A 16,985-nucleotide genomic window follows, 5' to 3' on the forward strand; every position below is an offset into this window, starting at 1 on the left:
ATCTTAGCTCGCTGCATGGAGTGCGAAAGCCCCAGCTAGAATGACAATCGTATGTCCACACGCGTGCGCTCCTTTTCCAAGATCAACCTCGGGCTGGCGGTCGGCCCGGCGCGGCCGGACGGCTTTCATGGCCTTGCGACGATGTACCAGACGCTCGCGCTGCATGATTTTGTGACGGTCGAGGCACGGGCGGCGGCGGTGACGAGGATTACGCTCACATCGAACCATCCGGGGGTTCCACGGACTGAGACACGGAACGCGGAAAAGAATACGGCGTTTGCGATGGTGGCCGGTGCGCTGACTCGGATGGGAATTACGGCAGAGGTGACGATCGACATCCAGAAGCGCCTGCCGGTACAGGGAGGCATGGGGGCGGGTTCCGCGAATGCCGTCGCCGCGCTGCTGGGATTGGAGCGCGAGCTCGGTCAGGCGTTGCTCGGATCGGAGCGGGTAAAGCTGGCGGCTGAGGTCGGGTCGGACGTGCCGCTGTTTCTGCTGGGAGGGTCTGTGCTGGGACTGGGGCGCGGCGAAGAAGTTTATCCTCTGCCAGATACGCCGGCGATCCCCTGTGTCGTGGCGATCCCGTCGGTAGGGGTTTCGACCGCGCAGGCGTTCCGGGACCTGGACGCGAAGAGCGAGGTTCGGGAGGCAAGTTCCGCATCTACGTTGACTTTTCAACAGCCCCTCGATAGACTAAGTGAGTTGAGCCGCGTTCTGGCTGCCATCTGGACAATAGATGGCGTCGAATCTGGCCCCTCCGGTATTGCTCGCCCCGGTTTACCGGACAAGCAGGGTAATCTGGCCGAGAACCCACTTCTCGCGCTTGTCCGCACCGGGATCGAAAACGACTTCGAAGAAGTAGCGTTTTCACAGCATCCCTCCTTGCGTTCAACCAAGCGTGATTTGATGGGTTCCGATTCCGGCGGCAGCGCGCTGTATGCGGCGTTGTCGGGTTCGGGTTCGGCGTTGTTTGGACTCTACGAGTCTCAGGCAGACGCACGCGCCGCTCAACAGCGTGTCCAGCAATCCGGCACGCAGGCTATCCTCACGGAGACCCTGCCTCGTTCGGCTTATTGGGATACGATGTTCGCAGAGTAGCTTTGCCGGTAAATGCGTAGAAGCGCACCGGCGGTACTGGGCGATCGACTAATGGTAGGTCAAGTGCCTTTGACGCACTTTGTCTAGGTTCGAATCCTAGTCGCCCAACCACTTAAGTCGTTCGCCAGATTTATAGAAATTCAGACAAAGTCTGGAAATTTATAGGCCCTCGAATAAGTAACAAGGGAGCTTTTGATTTTTCGGCGATGAAGACTTTATCGCCAGAGGATTGAGCAAGGCCCGCACATGTAGTTCGGCATAAAGCCGATGCGCGGGAGTAGCAGAGTTAGCGGCGCGGCGGAGAAGGAAACACGATCCGCCGGCAGCCGATAAGGAACCGAAGTCTCGCAATGCAAATGGCTGGTGCGGAAACAAGCCCAGCCGCAAGAAGTTAGACAAGCAGTTTTTGAGATACCCATAGGTCAACCAGCCTGGAGGATTTCTACGTGAACGAACAAGACACGACTGCGGTTCCTTCCCCGAGTTCTAGTAATAACGGCTCCAGCGCGACGGCCCAGGCCGAGCTGGAGCAACCGAAGCAAGTTGCCGAGTTTGTGTTGACACCGGCGACCTCTGCGGCGGGAGCAAAGGCAGCAGCGGAGAAAAAACGCTCCTCGCGCCTGAGTGACGATAAGCGCTTCAAGATCTTCTCCGGCTCGGCGAACCGGCCGTTGACGGAGGAGATCGGTAAATTCCTGGGTGTACCCGTCGGAGAGACACGCTTGCAGCGATTCTCCGACGGCGAAACCCACTTTCAGCTCCTTGAAAATGTGCGCGGCGTAGACGTATTCCTCGTCCAGCCCACGTGCCACCCGGTCGACCAGAATCTCGTCGAACTGCTGATTATGATGGACGCGCTCCGGCGCGCCTCGGCAGGACGAATCACGGTCGTCGTTCCGTATTACGGGTATGCGCGTCAGGACCGCAAGGATCGGCCTCGCGTGGCGATCACCTCCAAGCTGGTCGCTGATCTTTTGACGACGGCAGGCGCCAATCGCGCGCTGTTCGTCGACCTGCATGCGGCGCAGATCCAGGGCTTCTTCAATATCCCCGTTGACCATTTGTTTGCCAGCCCGGTGCTGGTGGGGTACTTCCGCGATTTGAAGCTGCCGAACCTTACCGTAGTGAGCCCCGATGCGGGCGGCGTGGAACGCGCCAGATTTTTTGCAAAGAAATTAGAAGTACCGTTGGCCATCGTCGACAAGCGGCGTACCGACATCAATGTGACCGAGGTGATGAACGTCATCGGCGAAGTGCGTGGACGCACCTGCCTGATCCTCGACGACATCGTTGACACGGCTGGAACGCTGGTGAAGACCGCCGACGCACTGCTCGAACAGGGAGCGGAAAAAGTTTATGCCTGCGCCTCACACGCTGTGCTTTCAGGGCCGGCGGTGGAGCGCATTGCGAATTCGGGACTGGAAGAGTTGGTTGTAACGAACACGATTCCGCTCTCCGAAGCCGCGCAGAAGGTAAGCAAGATTAAGGTGCTCTCGATAGCAGGCTTGTTGGGCCGGGCGATCGAGAGCATTCACATGGAGACGTCGGTATCGACGCTCTTCAATTAGAGGGTTCAGGGCTTAGGGCCCAGGGTCTAGAAAACTTCGCCCGGAATAGTGGGCCATACCAGCGGCACGGCCGCAAAGGGAGTACGACACAGGAGTAAGAGTCTAAAGTTCAAGGGTCTTCTCGACCCTGAGCCCTAAGCCCTGAACCCTGTGCTCTTCGCCCGAAAGGAAAACACATGTCAACCAGCAAGATCGAAGCAGTTGTGGCAACGCCCCGTACCGGTACCTTCAACAAGGGCCACGCCCGTCGCGTGCGCGTCTCCGGCCTGATTCCCGCCGTTGTGTACGGCGCGGGCCAGGAGTCGGTGGCCGTCACGGTCGACCCCCGGGTCATCACCAAGATTTTGTACTCGGAGTCCGGTCACAACACGATCTTCGACCTCGCCATCGAAGGCAAAGGCACGAACAAGGTGATGATTGTCGACTGGCAGCACGAGCCCATCAAGGGCAAGCTGCTGCACATCGACCTGAAGCGCATTGCAATGGACAAGGCCATGCGCGTCTCGATCCCGGTTCAGCTCATCGGCGTTCCGGTCGGCGTCAAGTCGAACGGTGGCGTTCTCGGTCAGGTGCTGCACGAGGTTGAGGTTGAGTGCCTTCCCGGCGACATTCCAGATCACATCGACATCGACGTCACGAACCTCGATATCAACGGCGCGATCCACATCTCGGACCTGCCGCACTCGGACAAGCTGAAGTTCCTCGGCGAAGAGGATGCACTGGTTGCACACGTCACCATCGCCAAGGAAGAGGCTGCTGTCGAGCCGGTTGCCGGCCCGAGTGAGCCTGAAGTTGCCAAGAAGGGCAAGCAGGATGCACCCGCTGCCGATGCTGCTGGCGATAAGAAGAAGTAGAAGTGCAGAGTGATAAGTGACAAGTGGTAAGTGAGAAGTGAACAACACAAAGATAATGCAGCGACTTTCTTATCACTTACCACTTGTCACTTATCACTCGCTCACCACAGGTGAGCCGTCGTGAAACTGATTGTCGGTCTTGGGAATCCTGGTCCGGAGTACGCTTTCACGCCGCACAATGCCGGGTTTCTGGCAGTGGATCGTATCGCTGAGATATGCGATACGCAGTTTGCCAACCGTCGTGGAAGAGCGCTGACGGTGCGGACAAGGCTTGCAGGGCATGATGTCCTGCTGGCCAAGCCCGAGACCTTTATGAACTTGAGCGGGCTTTCTGTAGCCGCTTTGTTGAATGAGTTGGAGCTTGGTGTCGAGGACTTGATCGTTCTCTATGACGAGCTGGCAATCCCGCTGGGCACGCTTCGTATCCGGGAGCGCGGGTCGGCGGGAGGGCACAACGGAGTGAAGTCGATCTCCGGCGTGCTTGGCACGGAAGAGTGGCTTCGCGTTCGGATTGGGGTCGGCAAACCGCCGCTTGAAACGGGACGCGAGGTAAAGGCAGGAGGCACCTCCTATTTGCTTGCGCCGATGCGCAAGACAGAGTTGGCGGTGCTGGATGAAGTACTCGATCAGGCGGTACGCGCGGTTGAGGCTGTGCTGACGAAAGGTGTCAGTGCGGCGATGAATGAGTTCAACCGGAAGGTTGAACCCGAGAATTAGAACGAACAATCTTCCACACCGTACTTCGGGATTGGGAATTGTGAATTAGGAAATTGAAAGCAATCACCGAAGCGGTGCGGGGCAGAACCCCGCAGAAAGAAGCATCATGAATCGCACTTACGAAATCATGTTTATCGTTCGGCCCGACGTTGAAGAAGCCGAACTCGACAAGCTCGTCGAGACCTTCTCCGGCTACATCACCACGGGTGGTGGCGTTGTGAAGACCACCGAGAAGATGGGCCGCCGCCGTCTGGCCTACACCGTCCAGAAGTTCAACGACGGCTTCTACGTCCTGCTCATCGTCGACGCGCCCGCCTCGCTGATCTCTGAGATCGAGCGCCGCCTCCGCGTCTCCGAGCCGGTCATCAAGTTCATCACCGTGCGCATGGACGAGGAAGACAAGCGCGTGGCCAAGATCAAGGCTCACCGCGACTCTCACGTGAAGCGCAGCGCGCTGCCCACGTCCAGCCCCGAGGCTGCCCAGGTTGCCGAGACTCCGGCGGTTGCGGAAGCTCCTGCTGCTGAAGCCGCTGCTCCCGAGGCTGTTGCCGCGACCGAGCCGGTTGCCGCAGAGGTTTAGTTCTTCTTTCAAGCTTCGCCGGGTGCCCCATTCATGACGTTTTCTGTCATGAATGGGGGCCGGCATAAGGACCACAGCAACGCCGCACGACGCTTCCAGGATCTTCGCGATGAAGATCAAGTCCAGAGGCCCCCACGCGGGTCTGGAGCGCGAGCAGCAGAACCGGCCGGCAAGCATCAGGTACCGGCATAAAGGAAAAGCAACATGGCTGACGAGACGAATCAAGCAGCACCCGCAGCATCCACTCCCGCCCCGGCGCAGACTGCCGGAGCTCCCGCATCGGGCGGCTTCCGTCCGCGTCCCGAGGGCGGTTCGCGTCCTCCCCGCACCGGTGGCCCCGGCGGCGGCCCTGGCGGACGCAAGTTCTTCCGTCGCAAGAAGGTCTGCAAGTTTACGGTGGAGAAGATCGACACGATCAGCTACCGCGATGTGCGCCTGCTGCAGCAGTTCGTGTCCGACCGCGGCAAGATCATTCCGCGCCGCCTCACGGGCACCAGCGCTCCGTTCCAGCGCAAGCTGACCAAGGCCATCAAGCAGGCTCGCGCCATCGCTCTGCTGCCTTACGCCGCACGCTTCTAGTTTTGAAACCTGCGCCAACGGGCGCGCACCTTGTCCGGGTTAGTTTCTAACTCGCGGGCAAGCTTGAGTAAGTCTGGAGAAGTGTCATGGAAGTCATCCTGAAGGAAGATGTGAACAAGCTCGGCCACCGAGGTGACGTCGTTAAAGTCGCCGCCGGTTATGGCCGCAACTACCTCTTGCCCGGCAAGCTGGCGATCGAAGCCACCGCGGCAAACAAGGCCGTCATCGAGCAGATGAAGGCGTCGGCCATCCGCAAGTCGGCTGGCGAAAAGGCCGGAGCCGAAGAGCTCGGCGCGAAGCTCAACGAGCTGGCGCTGGTGTTCGAGCGCAAGACCGGCGACGGCGGCCACCTGTTCGGTTCGGTTACGTCGCAGGACATCGCGCGTGGACTCGAAGCCGAGGGCTACACGATCGACCGCCGCAAGATCCACCTGGACGAGCCGCTGAAGACAGTCGGCGAGTTCCATGTGCCGGTCAAGATTCACCGCGAAGTCACCGCACACGTGCAGGTCACCATCAAGAGCGACGCGCCGGAAGGCGCCGAGGGCGCGGTGGAAGACAACGACACCGGATTCGTCTCGCTCTACACCGGCGAGCTCGACGACAACCGCGACTAATCACTGTACGAATAGGCATCATGCTGATTGAAAGGCGCCACTCTCTGAGTGGCGCCGTTTGTTTTTCCGCTCCAACATAGTGTTTTTGCCTCGCCACAGAGACGTCATCCTGAGCGAAGCGTCCCAGCATTTGGGGACGCGAAGTCGAAGGACCCCGAAGGTCGCAATCTTGCCTATGCCCTTCGCACCTTTTTCACCTCAAGCTCTCGAGCCTGGGCCTTTGTACTGGAAAAGATCCCAACATCATGGGCAAGATCAAGTCCCTCGGGGTCCTTCGACTTCGCGCCTCGCAAAAAGCGCGAGGCACTACGCTCAGGATGACGCTTCGGTGGAGATTCTGAACAAGAACCTAGAGGCATCGAATGAACAACTCGCCACACTCCTTCATCGCAGCAGAACAATAGCCGTACGAAGCATGACATTTGTCACTTGTTCCGGTTCATCTCCTCGGAGAGGATCGTTCCATGACCACAGGCATGAACCTCGAGCAGGCGTTGCTGGCTGAGCGTAAGGCCTCTTTCTTCCGTTTGAGAGGTGCCTATCCGATTCCACTTGCGGGCGCCATCTGGTGGGCCTTTCTGGGGATCGCAGGATATAAGCTGCACAGCCATCTTTGGATTCTTCTTGCTTTCGTGACCAGTGGAACCCTCTTCCCTCTCGCTCTCCTGCTGGCAAAGTTGTTCGGAATCGACTTTATGCGCGATCGGACATCCATCCGGGATATGATCTTCCCTGCGCTGATATCCATGCTCCTCTTCTGGCCCATAGCGATCTCGGCTTATTGGAGTTATCCCCAGCTTGTACCGCTCATTTTGGCGATCGGCATGGCGATTCAATGGCCCGTGATCGGTTGGATGTATGGCCACACAGCTCTCTATACAACCCATGCCCTGGTGCGAGCGATTACCTGCTTTGTACTTTGGAACTGGCTGCCCTCCACGCGCTTCACATTGCTGCCGATGGCTGTGTCTGTGATCTATCTGTTAACCATCGGAGCCATCTTGATTGCTTCCTCTGATCGGGCAAAAGCCGCATCCGAGAGTGCGCTTGAGTTAGCCAGGTAAGTATTGTCTTTAGCGCTGCTATTCCATTGGCGACTACAAAAGACAACAACGGGACGAGGCCAAAACCCGCGTAAAATAAGCCAAAAATGAGCAATCCAACATTGCTCTTAGGAGATCTGATGTCCACCGCCGCACACGCTTCCGCCGGCCTTCCCCTTCCGCGTACCGTCACGGTTCCCTGGTACATCTGGACCGGCATTGTCGCTGTCACTTCGGCCAGTATCGGCGGATCGTGGGACGTCTCCTGGCACCGTTCGATCGGTCGCGATAGCTTCTGGACGCCGGCACACATGGCGATCTACGCCTGTGGCCTCCTGGCGGGCATCGTCGGGTTGTGGCTGGTGTTGAATGCCACCTTTGGCCATAGTTCGAAGGCCCAGGAACTTCGCAAGGCTTCCGTGGATGTGCTTGGCCTCCGTGCTCCTCTCGGTGTATTTCTCGCGGGATGGGGTGGAGTCGCCATGTTGACCTCGGCGCCCTTCGACAACTGGTGGCACAACGCCTATGGCCTCGATGTAAAGATCATCAGCCCACCGCACGTTCTGCTGATTCTCGGCATACGCGCGATCGCGTTCGGCATGCTGTTCCTGATCCTCGCAGCCATGAACCGCGCGGCAGTTGCTGACGCCTCCAACTTCAAGCGTCTGCAGATTCTCTTTCTCTATCTTGGTGGTCTGTCCATCGGAGGGCAGATGTTCTTTCTGCAGGAGTTCACTCCGGAGACGGCGCTTCACCGCGCGTCCGCCTATATCGCCATGGGAATCGGACTTCCCATCCTGTTCGCGACGTTCTCGCAGGCCTCGCGCTTCCGCTGGGCCGCCACGGCTACCGCCGCGGTGTACATGGTCTTCTGCATCGGCGAGATCCTGATTCTGCCCCTGTTTCCAGCCGCGCCGAAGCTCGGCCCGGTCTTCAACCCGGTCACTCATTTCATTCCGGCAAAGTTTCCGATTCTCATTCTCCTTCCGGCGCTGGCGTTGGACCTGCTGTGGCAGCGCGTGCGCTCCTGGAAGCCCTGGCAGATCGCGGTCGTCTCCGGCCTCGTCTTCGTTGCGGTGCTGGTTGCGGTGGAGTGGCCCTTCGCCAACTTCCTGATGTCGCATGCCAGCCAGAACCGCTTCTTTGGAACGATCTACTTCGACTACAAGTCTCGCGCAACCAGCCTTGACAGGATGCGGCAGTTCTTCCAGCCCCAGTATGGTCTTCAACTCGCCAAAGGACTTGTCATGGCTGCCTTTTACGCCATGGCTTCCACCTGGGTCGGTCTCGGTTTTGGCCGCTGGATGCGTGGGGTTCAGCGATGAAGCGTCTTGGCTGGCTCCTGCTTCTCTTTGCTACGCTTGTTGTTCCTGCCTACGCGCATGTTGGAAACAAAGACGTCTTCGAACAAGTCACTGCCGGTCCCTACAAGCTCTTCGTCACCATTCGCACTCCTACGGTGATCCCCGGCGTTGCGACGATTGAAGTACGCAGCAACGGTGCGGCGGTAAACTCGCTCAGCATCACGCCTCTGATGCTGACGGGAGAGGCTTCGAAGCACCCGCCCACTCCAGACCCACTGAAGCGCTCCGCCGACGATCCGGCGTTCTTTACCGGCTCGCTCTGGATCATGGCTTCGGGTTCCTGGCAGGTTCGCCTCGGCATCGACGGCGCTTCCGGCCCCGCGACTACGAGCATCCCCGTGGCGGCAGCGCCGACCGTGATTCTGCACATGCAGCGCCCCATGGGAGTCATGCTGGGGATTCTTGGCATCGTCCTGGTCCTCGGCATGGTGGGCATCGTCGCCGCCGCAGTGCGCGAGTCGCGGCTGGTTCCCGGCCAGCAACCCGATGGCGCGCGCCGCCGTCTGGCTTTGATCTCCAGCAGCATCGCATTCGTCGTTGTATGTGGTGTGGTCTATCTCGGAGGCAGGTGGTGGAACGTCGAAGCTACGGGCTATGCCGCGGACCTTTATCACTCCTCTGAACTGCGTCCGACGCTGACCGGCAACACGCTCGATCTGCTCATCGGCAATCCTGACGATGATGCTCCAGATAAGTGGAGAGCCCAGAAGAACGCCGATCTGCTGCTCGACCACGGACACGTAATGCACCTGTACGCGATCCGCATGCCGGAGATGGATGCCGCGTTTCATCTGCATCCGGAGCCGGAGGGCAAGCAGGGGCTGCGCGATACGCTACCGTCCATGCCGCCCGGAACCTACAAGCTCTTCGCTGACATTGTGCACCGCAACGGCTTTCCCGAAACGGAAACGTCAACCCTGACGGTACCTGCAGGCATGTCCACCGCGCCCTTGTCGACGGAGGACGCCAGCGCCGCGCCGCCTGCACTCTCCGCGGGAGACCTCGGTCCTTCGTACAAGCTTCCCGACGGCTACAGGATGGTGTGGGACAAGCCCGCCGAAATTACCGCGAGCAAGGCGTATGCCTTCCGCTTCACCCTGCTTGATCCGGTGGGCAAACCCGCTGCGGACATGAAGCCGTATCTCGGGATGGCCGGACATGCGGCTTTTGTGAAGTCTGACGGAACGACCTTTGCGCATACTCATCCCGAGGGGTCAGCCGCAATGCCCGCGATGATGCTGGCGAACCCGCAGGAGCAGGGCGTGGGGGATATGGATTCCATGCCGGGAATGGAGATGTCCTCCGAGGCGATTTCGCCGACGGTGGAGTTTCCCTATGGCTTTCCATCGCCTGGCCGGTATCGCATCTTTATTCAGATGAAGCATGGAGCAACGGTCGAAACCGGTGTCTTCGACGCAGAGGTGCGTTGAAGACATGGGACACAGGACTGTCGTTGCTTGTTTTTCGTCGTCATCCTGAGGCGTAGCCGAAGGACCCCCGGATTGGATGCACGCGGTACGCAAAAATGCTGGGCTTTGCGTTCGTGCCACCACGGCAGAATGCGGGGGGCCTTCGTTCGCTGCTCTCTCAAGGATGACGACGAAAAACAAGCAACGACCTACTCGTACTTGAGCGTGGCCACTGGATCGAGCTTCGCCGCGCGATTCGCCGGCAATGTTCCGAAGATGACTCCGACTCCTACCGATGTCGCCAGTGCAATCACCGCGCTCCAGGCCGAGACCGGGATCGCGAAGTCAGTGAAGAAACCCACACTGAGTGGCAGGGCCAGCCCCAGCACCGTGCCGATGATGCCTCCGCCCAGCGATAGAAACACGGCTTCCGTGAGGAACTGCAACCGTATCTCGCGGCTGGTGGCACCCATGGCTTTGCGGATGCCGATCTCGCGGATGCGCGACTGTACGTTGGCCAGCATCGAGTTCATGATGCCCACCCCGGAGACGATCAGCGTAATGGCCGAGCCTAGAAACAGCACGATCGTCAGCATGTTGGCGATTTTGCGCATCGTGACGAGGATGTCGGTCAGCGTCTGCGCCTTGTACTCGCTGGTGGGATAGTGGCGGCCGTGGATGATTTGGGTGATGCGCGCTGCTGCAGGCTCGACCTCTCCCGAGGTCTTCATGCTGAAGAAGATCTCCTTCAGTTCGTCGCTGCCCGTGAAGTAGCGGGCGACCTCGTAGGGAACCAGCAGGGTGTGTTCACTGATCTCCGAGGTACCGAAGGTGTCGGTGCTCTCCATGAAGACGCCAATGATCGTGAAGGGAATGCCGCGAATGGAGATCGTATGTCCCACGGCATCGGCATAGCTGCCATAGAGCTCGCGGGCCATGGGGCCTACGATTACGGCCACCTTGGCGTGGCTCAGCGCATCCTGATCATCAAAGAAGCGGCCGGCCTTTACCTTGAGATTTCTAACCTCTTTGTACTGCGGGCTGACGCCAAGCAGCATGGCCTCTTTGGTGATGCCGTTCCCCACTGCAATATTGTCGTGGTACTCCAGCATGGGCGAGCTGGCAACGATACCGGGCACCTCGCTGCGGACTGCCTGCATATCTTCACGGGTCATATAGTCGGGCGTGCTGACGTTGTCCGGACCCATGGTGATGCCGCCGGAGTACTGCATCTCGACCTTGTTCGGGCCGAGGCCGGAGATGGTATTGAGAGCGAAATCCTTGCCCGTATTGCCCACGGTATAGACCAGCACAATCGACGCCGAGCCGATGACCATGCCGAGCATGGTGAGCAGAAAACGCGTCTTGCTGGCGCGGAAGCTGTCGATGGCAAGGTTGACCGTCTCGCGGAAGGCGATCGTGGAACGCGCGCTGCGCAGGGTCTTGTCGAAGCTGGAGGACGCCCGCTTCCGGAGCCGTGCCGCTTCGTTGGTCTCGTTTGCCGAATTGGTGATGCTGGTGGACATGGGCTACGCGTGCATCCCTGCGTTGTTTCAGTATCGCAGCCTTCAGCCTGCCGGGGCCACTCTATCTGCTTGGAACATTGGATGCTACGGCGCACGCTTCGATCTTAGGAAGAAAGTCCGGAGACGGTGCTTTTGTTTTTCTGGTTCTTGCTTTTCTTGTTGTCATTCCGAGCGGAGCGAGCGAACCTGCTTCCTCCCGTTCTTTGTTCGTACTGCCTGAGAGCACGTGGCCAGAACTGAAAGTGTATGGCCCGTGCTGAGGCATAACTTTTGTGCTGACACTGGCGAAAACGGGAGACAGCAGGTTCGCTCGCTACGCTCAGAATGACAACCAGAAAGGCAAAGACAAAGGCAAAAAATACCCAAGGACACCATCTAGACCGGTAGCAACCTGCCTACCTCCTACTCCGCCACCTCAATCAAAATGAGCGATTCTTCCTCGACCTGCTGTTCCGAGACTTTGTCCACGGAGACGGGAAGCCTCAAAGACGCCACGAGCAGGAGAACGTGCAACGCGCAAAGCAGAACAAAGGCCGAGGTAAATGCGCCGGACGGCATGCCCGGAGTTTGCACCGACCGAAGTCTCCAGGCGAGGAAGGTTGCGCACACGGTCGTCAGTGTCGGGCCGCCGAGACGCTGGACGATATTGAGCGAGGTCGTCGCCATCGGCAGGTCCTGCTTCTTGACCGACGCATAGGCTGCCGTGAGCGATGGAATTCCGATAGCCCCCAGGCCCATGCCACGGAAGAAGAGAGCAGGAGCGAGTACGGCAAGCATCAATTCGTGTCCTCCCAGATAGATGAAAGGCAAAGTGCCGGCCAGGGCCAGAAGGGCGCCCCCGGCGGAGACCTTTCGAATCCCAAACCGCTGCGTCAGAAATCCCATGCAGGGATAGGCGCAGACCATCCCCAGCCCCAGGGGAGCCAGCAGCCAGCCCGTCGCGCTGGGCGATCGGCCACAGGCGCGGATGAGATAAATCGGGACCAGCATCTGCGCGGCGTACATGATTCCATTGGAAAGAAACTGTGTGGTTGCGGAGGCCGAGAAGATCCTGCTCTTGAACAAGCGCAGATCGATCAGCGCGTTCGCTCCCTTGGGCGCTGCCGTCCTGAGAAAGATCGTAATCAGAACAGCGGCAGTGGCCAGGGCCAGAAGGCCTGTGCGCTCTCCCATGTGGTCCGATCCGTAGAGAAAGAGCACCAGCCCGGGAGAGAGCAGAGCCAGGCCCAGGAGATCGAGGTCGCGCGGTGTCGTCTCTTCGCGGTCGTTGGGCAGGAAGAGGACGGCCAGCAAAATCGCCAGAGCCCCAACCGGCAGGTTGACCAGAAAGAGCCAGCGCCAGGAGGCATGCTGCAGAATCGCCCCGGCTATGACAGGCCCAAGGATCGGGCCCAGCATGACGGGCAGAGCGGCGTAGCCCATGATGCGGGCCATATGCTTTCCGGCAGCGCGTGCCAGCATCATCTGCGCCATGGGGGCGAGCAATCCGCCACTCATGCCCTGCAGAATGCGAAAGGCAATCAGGGAGTCTGCCGACCAGGCCAGGCCGCACAGGGCTGAGGAGATCGTGAACGCCGAAAAGCACCAGAGGTAGAGAGCCTTGGCTCCAATGCGATCCACCAGCCAGCCATTCAACGGAAGCATGAGCGCGAGCGCCAGCAGGTAGCCGCTCGTGACCCACTGAATCGCCGTGAGAGTGCTATGCAGCTCCACCGTCAGGCTGGAGAGCGACACGTTGACGACGGTCGCGTCGAGCTGGGAGAGAAAGGAGCCAAGCACCGCGACGGATACGATCTTCCAGACGGAGGGATCCAGCCGGTCGGTCTCTCTCAAGGTTTCAGGCAAGGGAAGCGATGACCTCGTCGGTCTTCCTGACTCTCGACAGGCTCGGGAAGATCGTCTCGAAGGCAAAGGTATGGGCGTGAGCCTCGAGGCTGGTGCAGGCGTCCTCCACAAGGACAAAGGCAAAGCCCAAACCGGTGCCCTGGCGCGCGGTCGATTCAACGCCGAAGTTGGTAGCAATCCCGCCGAGGACGATCGTCTCGATGCCGCGTTGCCTGAGTTCTTCCTCCAGCTTCGTGCCCGCAAAGGCGCCCCAATGCCGCTTGGTGATCAGCAGGTCGCCCTCCTGAAAGCCAGCCTCGGGCGCAATCTCCGACAGGATGGCAGGCGGTGGCGGCGCATTCGGGTCGCGGTGAGATTTGTCGGCTGGCAGATGCATAAAGTCTCCCATGTCCACGCGGACATAGACGACCGGAGCCCCTTTTGCCCGGAAGGCTTCTGCAAGAGAGCGGGATTTCTCAACGACCTCAGGGCCGGAGTATGGCGCGGTAGGCATGGCGACGATCCCGTTCTGGAGATCAATCAGGATAAGGGCGGTTTTCTTCGGTTCCAGATGCAACGAGCTCAAGGCTCCTCCTGAAGTCGAGGGTACCCTCGACTTTGTAAATGTAGAATACGAGGGTGTCCTCGACTTCGTCAAATGCCGTTCGTGTCGCCCCGCAGCAGGAACGCTCTACGCGCCGGTTGGCGAACTTTCTGGCTGCGGCTGCGGAGCTCTTCGGTGAGGTAGGTTTTGAAGCCGCTACGATGACGGCTATCGCGGAGCGCAGCGGCTCGGGAATCGGCACGCTGTATCACTACTTCCCGGACAAGCAGTCCATTGGCTTCGCTCTGATGCATCAGTATGCGCAAGAGATTGAAGCGCACTGGAGACCTTTGATGGAACAGGCGGAGATGCTGACCCACCAGGAGTTTGGCGAACTCTTCATCGAGTACGTTACCGAATTTGTTCAGGAACGGCCGGGCTATCTGAGCCTGATCGCCGCGCCGATCAAATTTTCGCGTGACCCGGAGTCGCGCAAGGGCCTGCGCATGGTCATAGCGAATGCCTTTCGTGCGAAGATGCCATCGCTCACCGAAGAGAGGGCTCTGCTGGCCGCAAACGTTGCCGTGCAGATGGTTCGGGGCCTGACCACCCTCTATGCCGAAGCCGCGCCGCGAGAGCAACCTCTGGTGATCGCTGAGTACAAGAAGATCATGGCGTTGTATTTGGAGAGCGTTTTGGCTTAGGCATCGGCAAGAGCCTTTGCTGTTGCCTGTTTTTCGTCGTCATCCTGAGCCGTAGGCGAAGGACCCCCGCATTTGTGCCACCACAAACGCGCCCGTCCACCAACAGCGTTCGGGTACGATCTCGTGGTCTTCGCCCATACCTCGGTGCTACTACCAATACGGGGGTCGGTGGGTTCAAGGTTGAAGTGCAACAAGTATGTCGAATTGATTCATAGACATCGTCGCAGCCGTGCCGTAGGAAAGTGGGAAACGCTCCTTGTTTTCCAGCTTTTCCATGGCTCCTTCTACGTAAGTCGTTGCTGCTTTTGGTGTAGTTTGTTGCACTTCAACCTTGAATCCACCGTCCTTCGCGTACCGCTCAGGATGACGACGAAAAACAAACTTACTTCCTTACTTCGCGCCGTGCCCCAACGCAACCAATAAACCCCGCACCCCTGCCGATCTATGATTGAAGAGGAATGAACTTCACGATTGCTGCCTTCTACCGCTTTGTCTCTCTCCCTGACCCGGCTGCCCTGCGCGACGAACTGCGTGCCGCCTTCAGCGAGGAAGACCTGTGCGGCAGCATGCTGATCGCCGGTGAAGGCGTGAACGGCACCATGGCCGGCTCAGCTGAGACCATCGAGCGGCTGTTGGACATGCTGGTGGAGAAGACCGGGCTGGACCGGGCGGACGTGAAGTTCGCGCACTCGGAGGAGCGGCCCTTTGGCCGGTTGAAGTTTCTGGTCAAGAGCGAGATTATCGCCTTCCGCAAAGCCAAGGTCGATCCGACGCAGGCTGGAAACTATGTGCAGCCGCAGGAGTGGAATGCACTGATCGCCGATCCCGAAGTGCTGCTGCTGGACACTCGCAATCACTATGAGGCCGATCTAGGCACCTTCAACGGCGCCATAGATCCTGGCATCGAGACGTTCTCGGACTTCGTGACCTATGTACGCGAGAACCTCGATCCGGCGAAACATCGCAAGGTGGCGATGTTCTGTACCGGCGGCATCCGCTGCGAGAAGGCTTCGGCCTTCATGCTGCAGGAGGGCTTCAGCGAGGTGTACCACCTCAAGGGCGGCATCCTGAAGTACCTCGAGGAGGTGCCGGAGCAGGACAGCCAATGGCATGGCACCTGCTTCGTGTTCGACCGCCGGACCTCGGTAGGACACAAAGACTTTGAAGCTGAGTAAGCCGTCAATAGGCAGCCGAATGCTCTTCTTGTTCACATCCCCCAAAGATCGTCATCCTGAGCGTAGCGCCTCGCGTACTTTGCGAGGCGCGCAGTCGAAGGACCCCGAAGGACTTTATCTAGCCTGTGAAGTTAGGACCTTTTCCACCACGAAAGTCCAGGCTCGAGCGCTCGAGGTAGAAAAGGTTCGAGAGGCTTGGGCAAGATGGTAGCCCTCGGGGTCCTTCGACTTCGCGTCCCCAAATGCCGGGACGCTTCGCTCAGGATGACGTCTCTGCGGTGAGAAAAACACAGGCAAATCTAGACCGTATTCGACTGCTGCTGCTGCGACTGCTGGTGCTGGCGCTTCGGCGGTGGGGGTTGATCGGGAAGAGCCTGGGCCCTCTCGACCAGGATCGACCAGTCTTCCGGCACAGGAAGCTCGCGATCGAGCGACGGCGTGCCTTCGCTCGGCGTAACGCGAACAGCTACCGTGAGTTCGCTCCTGGCGCGGCCGCGAAAGACGCCATGAGTCGGCGGCACATCGGAGTAGTCGCGGCCGATGGCCGTGCGAATGTGGCGGTCACCCGCAACCAGATGATTTGTAGGGTCGAAGCCCACCCATCCCAACTCCGGCAAAAAGGCCTCGATCCAGGCATGCGTTGCCGAGGCTTCGGAGCGATCGTTTGCATCCTGGCCGTGATACAGATAGCCGCTGACGTAGCGGCAGGGAATCTGCAGCCGCGAACGCAACAGCGCAATCATGATGTGCGAGAAGTCCTGGCAGACGCCGCCTTTGGTGCTGAGCGCAAGATCGATCGGAGAATCGACCTTGGTCGAGAGCGGTTTGTAGTCGAAGTAATGGAAGAGTTGCTCGTTCAGCTTGTGCAGCACGCTCAAAGGATCGTCGCGGCGGCGCAGATCGAGAGAGTCGGCGAGCTCCGCGAGCGCCGGGGTTGGGGTGGCGAACTCGCTGGGCAGCAGCATCTCCCAGTAGTCGCCCTCGTGGACCAGCCGGTCAAGCTCCGCCCACGAGCCTTCGGGCAGAGAGTCAGGCACTGCAGCATGCGGCTGCATCTCGACGAGCGATTCGGCGACGATGACGAGCTGTCCGTGCTGGCCCGGGATATCGAAGTGGTGGACCTGGTTGGCGAGATGGTCGCGATAGCTGAAGACGCGGCAGCGCGGGCTGACCGAGAGGTGAAACGTAAGGCAGCGCTGGTTCTGATCGGAGCGCGGATGCATGCGCGTCTCCATGATGCTCTCGCTGACCTCGGTCTTGTAGAGGAACTTCGTCAGATGCCGGATCGAATAATACATGGGGCCCTCCGTGCGATTTGCAATCGGTTCAAGCTGCGTGAGAATCAACGTAGACCTCTAATCAAGCGCCTTTGGATAAAGCGTA

16 protein-coding genes and 1 tRNA gene are annotated in these 16,985 nt (G+C 59.3%); 13 read left to right on the forward strand and 4 right to left on the reverse strand.

Going from position 1 to position 16,985, the window contains the following annotated elements:
- Positions 1-51: 51 nt before the first annotated feature.
- The 11 genes from HDF15_RS07280 (at position 52) to HDF15_RS07330 (ending at position 9,850) form a co-directional block, all read left to right on the forward strand.
- Positions 52-1,098: a 4-(cytidine 5'-diphospho)-2-C-methyl-D-erythritol kinase gene (locus HDF15_RS07280; protein ID WP_184254149.1), complete on the forward strand. Its 1,047-nt coding sequence runs from the start codon at positions 52-54 to the stop codon at positions 1,096-1,098.
- A 37-nt stretch (positions 1,099-1,135) separates the two neighbouring features.
- Positions 1,136-1,209, forward strand: a tRNA-Gln gene (locus tag HDF15_RS07285).
- Between the two features lie 443 nt (positions 1,210-1,652).
- Positions 1,653-2,666, forward strand: a complete 1,014-nt coding sequence (locus HDF15_RS07290) for a ribose-phosphate diphosphokinase (RefSeq protein ID WP_409254867.1) — start codon at positions 1,653-1,655, stop codon at positions 2,664-2,666.
- Positions 2,667-2,842: 176 nt separating this feature from the next.
- Positions 2,843-3,520 carry a 50S ribosomal protein L25 gene (locus HDF15_RS07295; RefSeq protein WP_184254151.1) on the forward strand — a complete coding sequence of 226 codons (678 nt, stop codon included), beginning with the start codon at positions 2,843-2,845 and terminating at the stop codon, positions 3,518-3,520.
- 120 nt (positions 3,521-3,640) lie between these two features.
- Positions 3,641-4,237 carry an aminoacyl-tRNA hydrolase gene (pth, locus tag HDF15_RS07300; protein ID WP_184254153.1) on the forward strand — a complete coding sequence of 199 codons (597 nt, stop codon included), beginning with the start codon at positions 3,641-3,643 and terminating at the stop codon, positions 4,235-4,237.
- Positions 4,238-4,343: 106 nt separating this feature from the next.
- Positions 4,344-4,817 (forward strand): 30S ribosomal protein S6, encoded by a 474-nt coding sequence (rpsF, locus tag HDF15_RS07305; RefSeq protein ID WP_184254155.1) that lies wholly within the window; start codon positions 4,344-4,346, stop codon positions 4,815-4,817.
- Between the two features lie 204 nt (positions 4,818-5,021).
- Complete coding sequence (gene rpsR / locus HDF15_RS26210) at positions 5,022-5,396, forward strand: 30S ribosomal protein S18 (RefSeq protein ID WP_014267828.1); 375 nt, start codon at positions 5,022-5,024, stop codon at positions 5,394-5,396.
- An 86-nt stretch (positions 5,397-5,482) separates the two neighbouring features.
- Positions 5,483-6,013 carry a 50S ribosomal protein L9 gene (gene rplI / locus HDF15_RS07315; protein WP_014267827.1) on the forward strand — a complete coding sequence of 177 codons (531 nt, stop codon included), beginning with the start codon at positions 5,483-5,485 and terminating at the stop codon, positions 6,011-6,013.
- A 464-nt stretch (positions 6,014-6,477) separates the two neighbouring features.
- Complete coding sequence (locus HDF15_RS07320) at positions 6,478-7,077, forward strand: DUF7010 family protein (protein ID WP_184254156.1); 600 nt, start codon at positions 6,478-6,480, stop codon at positions 7,075-7,077.
- Positions 7,078-7,196: 119 nt separating this feature from the next.
- Positions 7,197-8,381 (forward strand): hypothetical protein, encoded by a 1,185-nt coding sequence (locus HDF15_RS07325; RefSeq protein ID WP_184254158.1) that lies wholly within the window; start codon positions 7,197-7,199, stop codon positions 8,379-8,381.
- Positions 8,378-9,850, forward strand: a complete 1,473-nt coding sequence (locus tag HDF15_RS07330) for a hypothetical protein (protein ID WP_184254160.1) — start codon at positions 8,378-8,380, stop codon at positions 9,848-9,850. Before HDF15_RS07325 ends, HDF15_RS07330 begins: the two co-directional genes overlap by 4 nt.
- Positions 9,851-10,038: 188 nt before the next feature.
- On the opposite strand, the gene HDF15_RS07335 is transcribed toward HDF15_RS07330, so the two are convergent.
- The 3 genes from HDF15_RS07335 to HDF15_RS07345 all read right to left on the reverse strand — a co-directional run bounded on the left by HDF15_RS07335 (position 10,039) and on the right by HDF15_RS07345 (position 13,765).
- Complete coding sequence (locus tag HDF15_RS07335) at positions 10,039-11,355, reverse strand: ABC transporter permease (RefSeq protein ID WP_184254162.1); 1,317 nt, start codon at positions 11,353-11,355, stop codon at positions 10,039-10,041.
- 402 nt (positions 11,356-11,757) lie between these two features.
- Positions 11,758-13,200, reverse strand: a complete 1,443-nt coding sequence (locus HDF15_RS07340) for a DHA2 family efflux MFS transporter permease subunit (RefSeq protein WP_184254164.1) — start codon at positions 13,198-13,200, stop codon at positions 11,758-11,760.
- The gene (locus tag HDF15_RS07345) at positions 13,193-13,765 is read right to left on the reverse strand and encodes an isochorismatase family protein (protein WP_184254165.1); all 573 of its coding nucleotides are present in this window, start codon (positions 13,763-13,765) and stop codon (positions 13,193-13,195) included. Before HDF15_RS07345 ends, HDF15_RS07340 begins: the two co-directional genes overlap by 8 nt.
- Before the next feature lie 53 nt (positions 13,766-13,818).
- Between HDF15_RS07345 and HDF15_RS07350 the strand changes: the two genes are divergently transcribed.
- Positions 13,819-14,427 carry a TetR family transcriptional regulator gene (locus tag HDF15_RS07350; protein WP_184254167.1) on the forward strand — a complete coding sequence of 203 codons (609 nt, stop codon included), beginning with the start codon at positions 13,819-13,821 and terminating at the stop codon, positions 14,425-14,427.
- A 458-nt stretch (positions 14,428-14,885) separates the two neighbouring features.
- Positions 14,886-15,602, forward strand: coding sequence for a rhodanese-related sulfurtransferase (locus HDF15_RS07355; RefSeq protein ID WP_184254169.1), 717 nt, complete (start codon positions 14,886-14,888; stop codon positions 15,600-15,602).
- Between the two features lie 299 nt (positions 15,603-15,901).
- Here HDF15_RS07355 and HDF15_RS07360 read toward each other — a convergent pair whose 3' ends face one another.
- Positions 15,902-16,900: a transglutaminase family protein gene (locus HDF15_RS07360; RefSeq protein WP_184254171.1), complete on the reverse strand. Its 999-nt coding sequence runs from the start codon at positions 16,898-16,900 to the stop codon at positions 15,902-15,904.
- Positions 16,901-16,985: the final 85 nt, after the last annotated feature.

Source organism: Granulicella mallensis (genome assembly GCF_014203225.1).
Lineage (GTDB): Bacteria > Acidobacteriota > Terriglobia > Terriglobales > Acidobacteriaceae > Granulicella > Granulicella mallensis_A.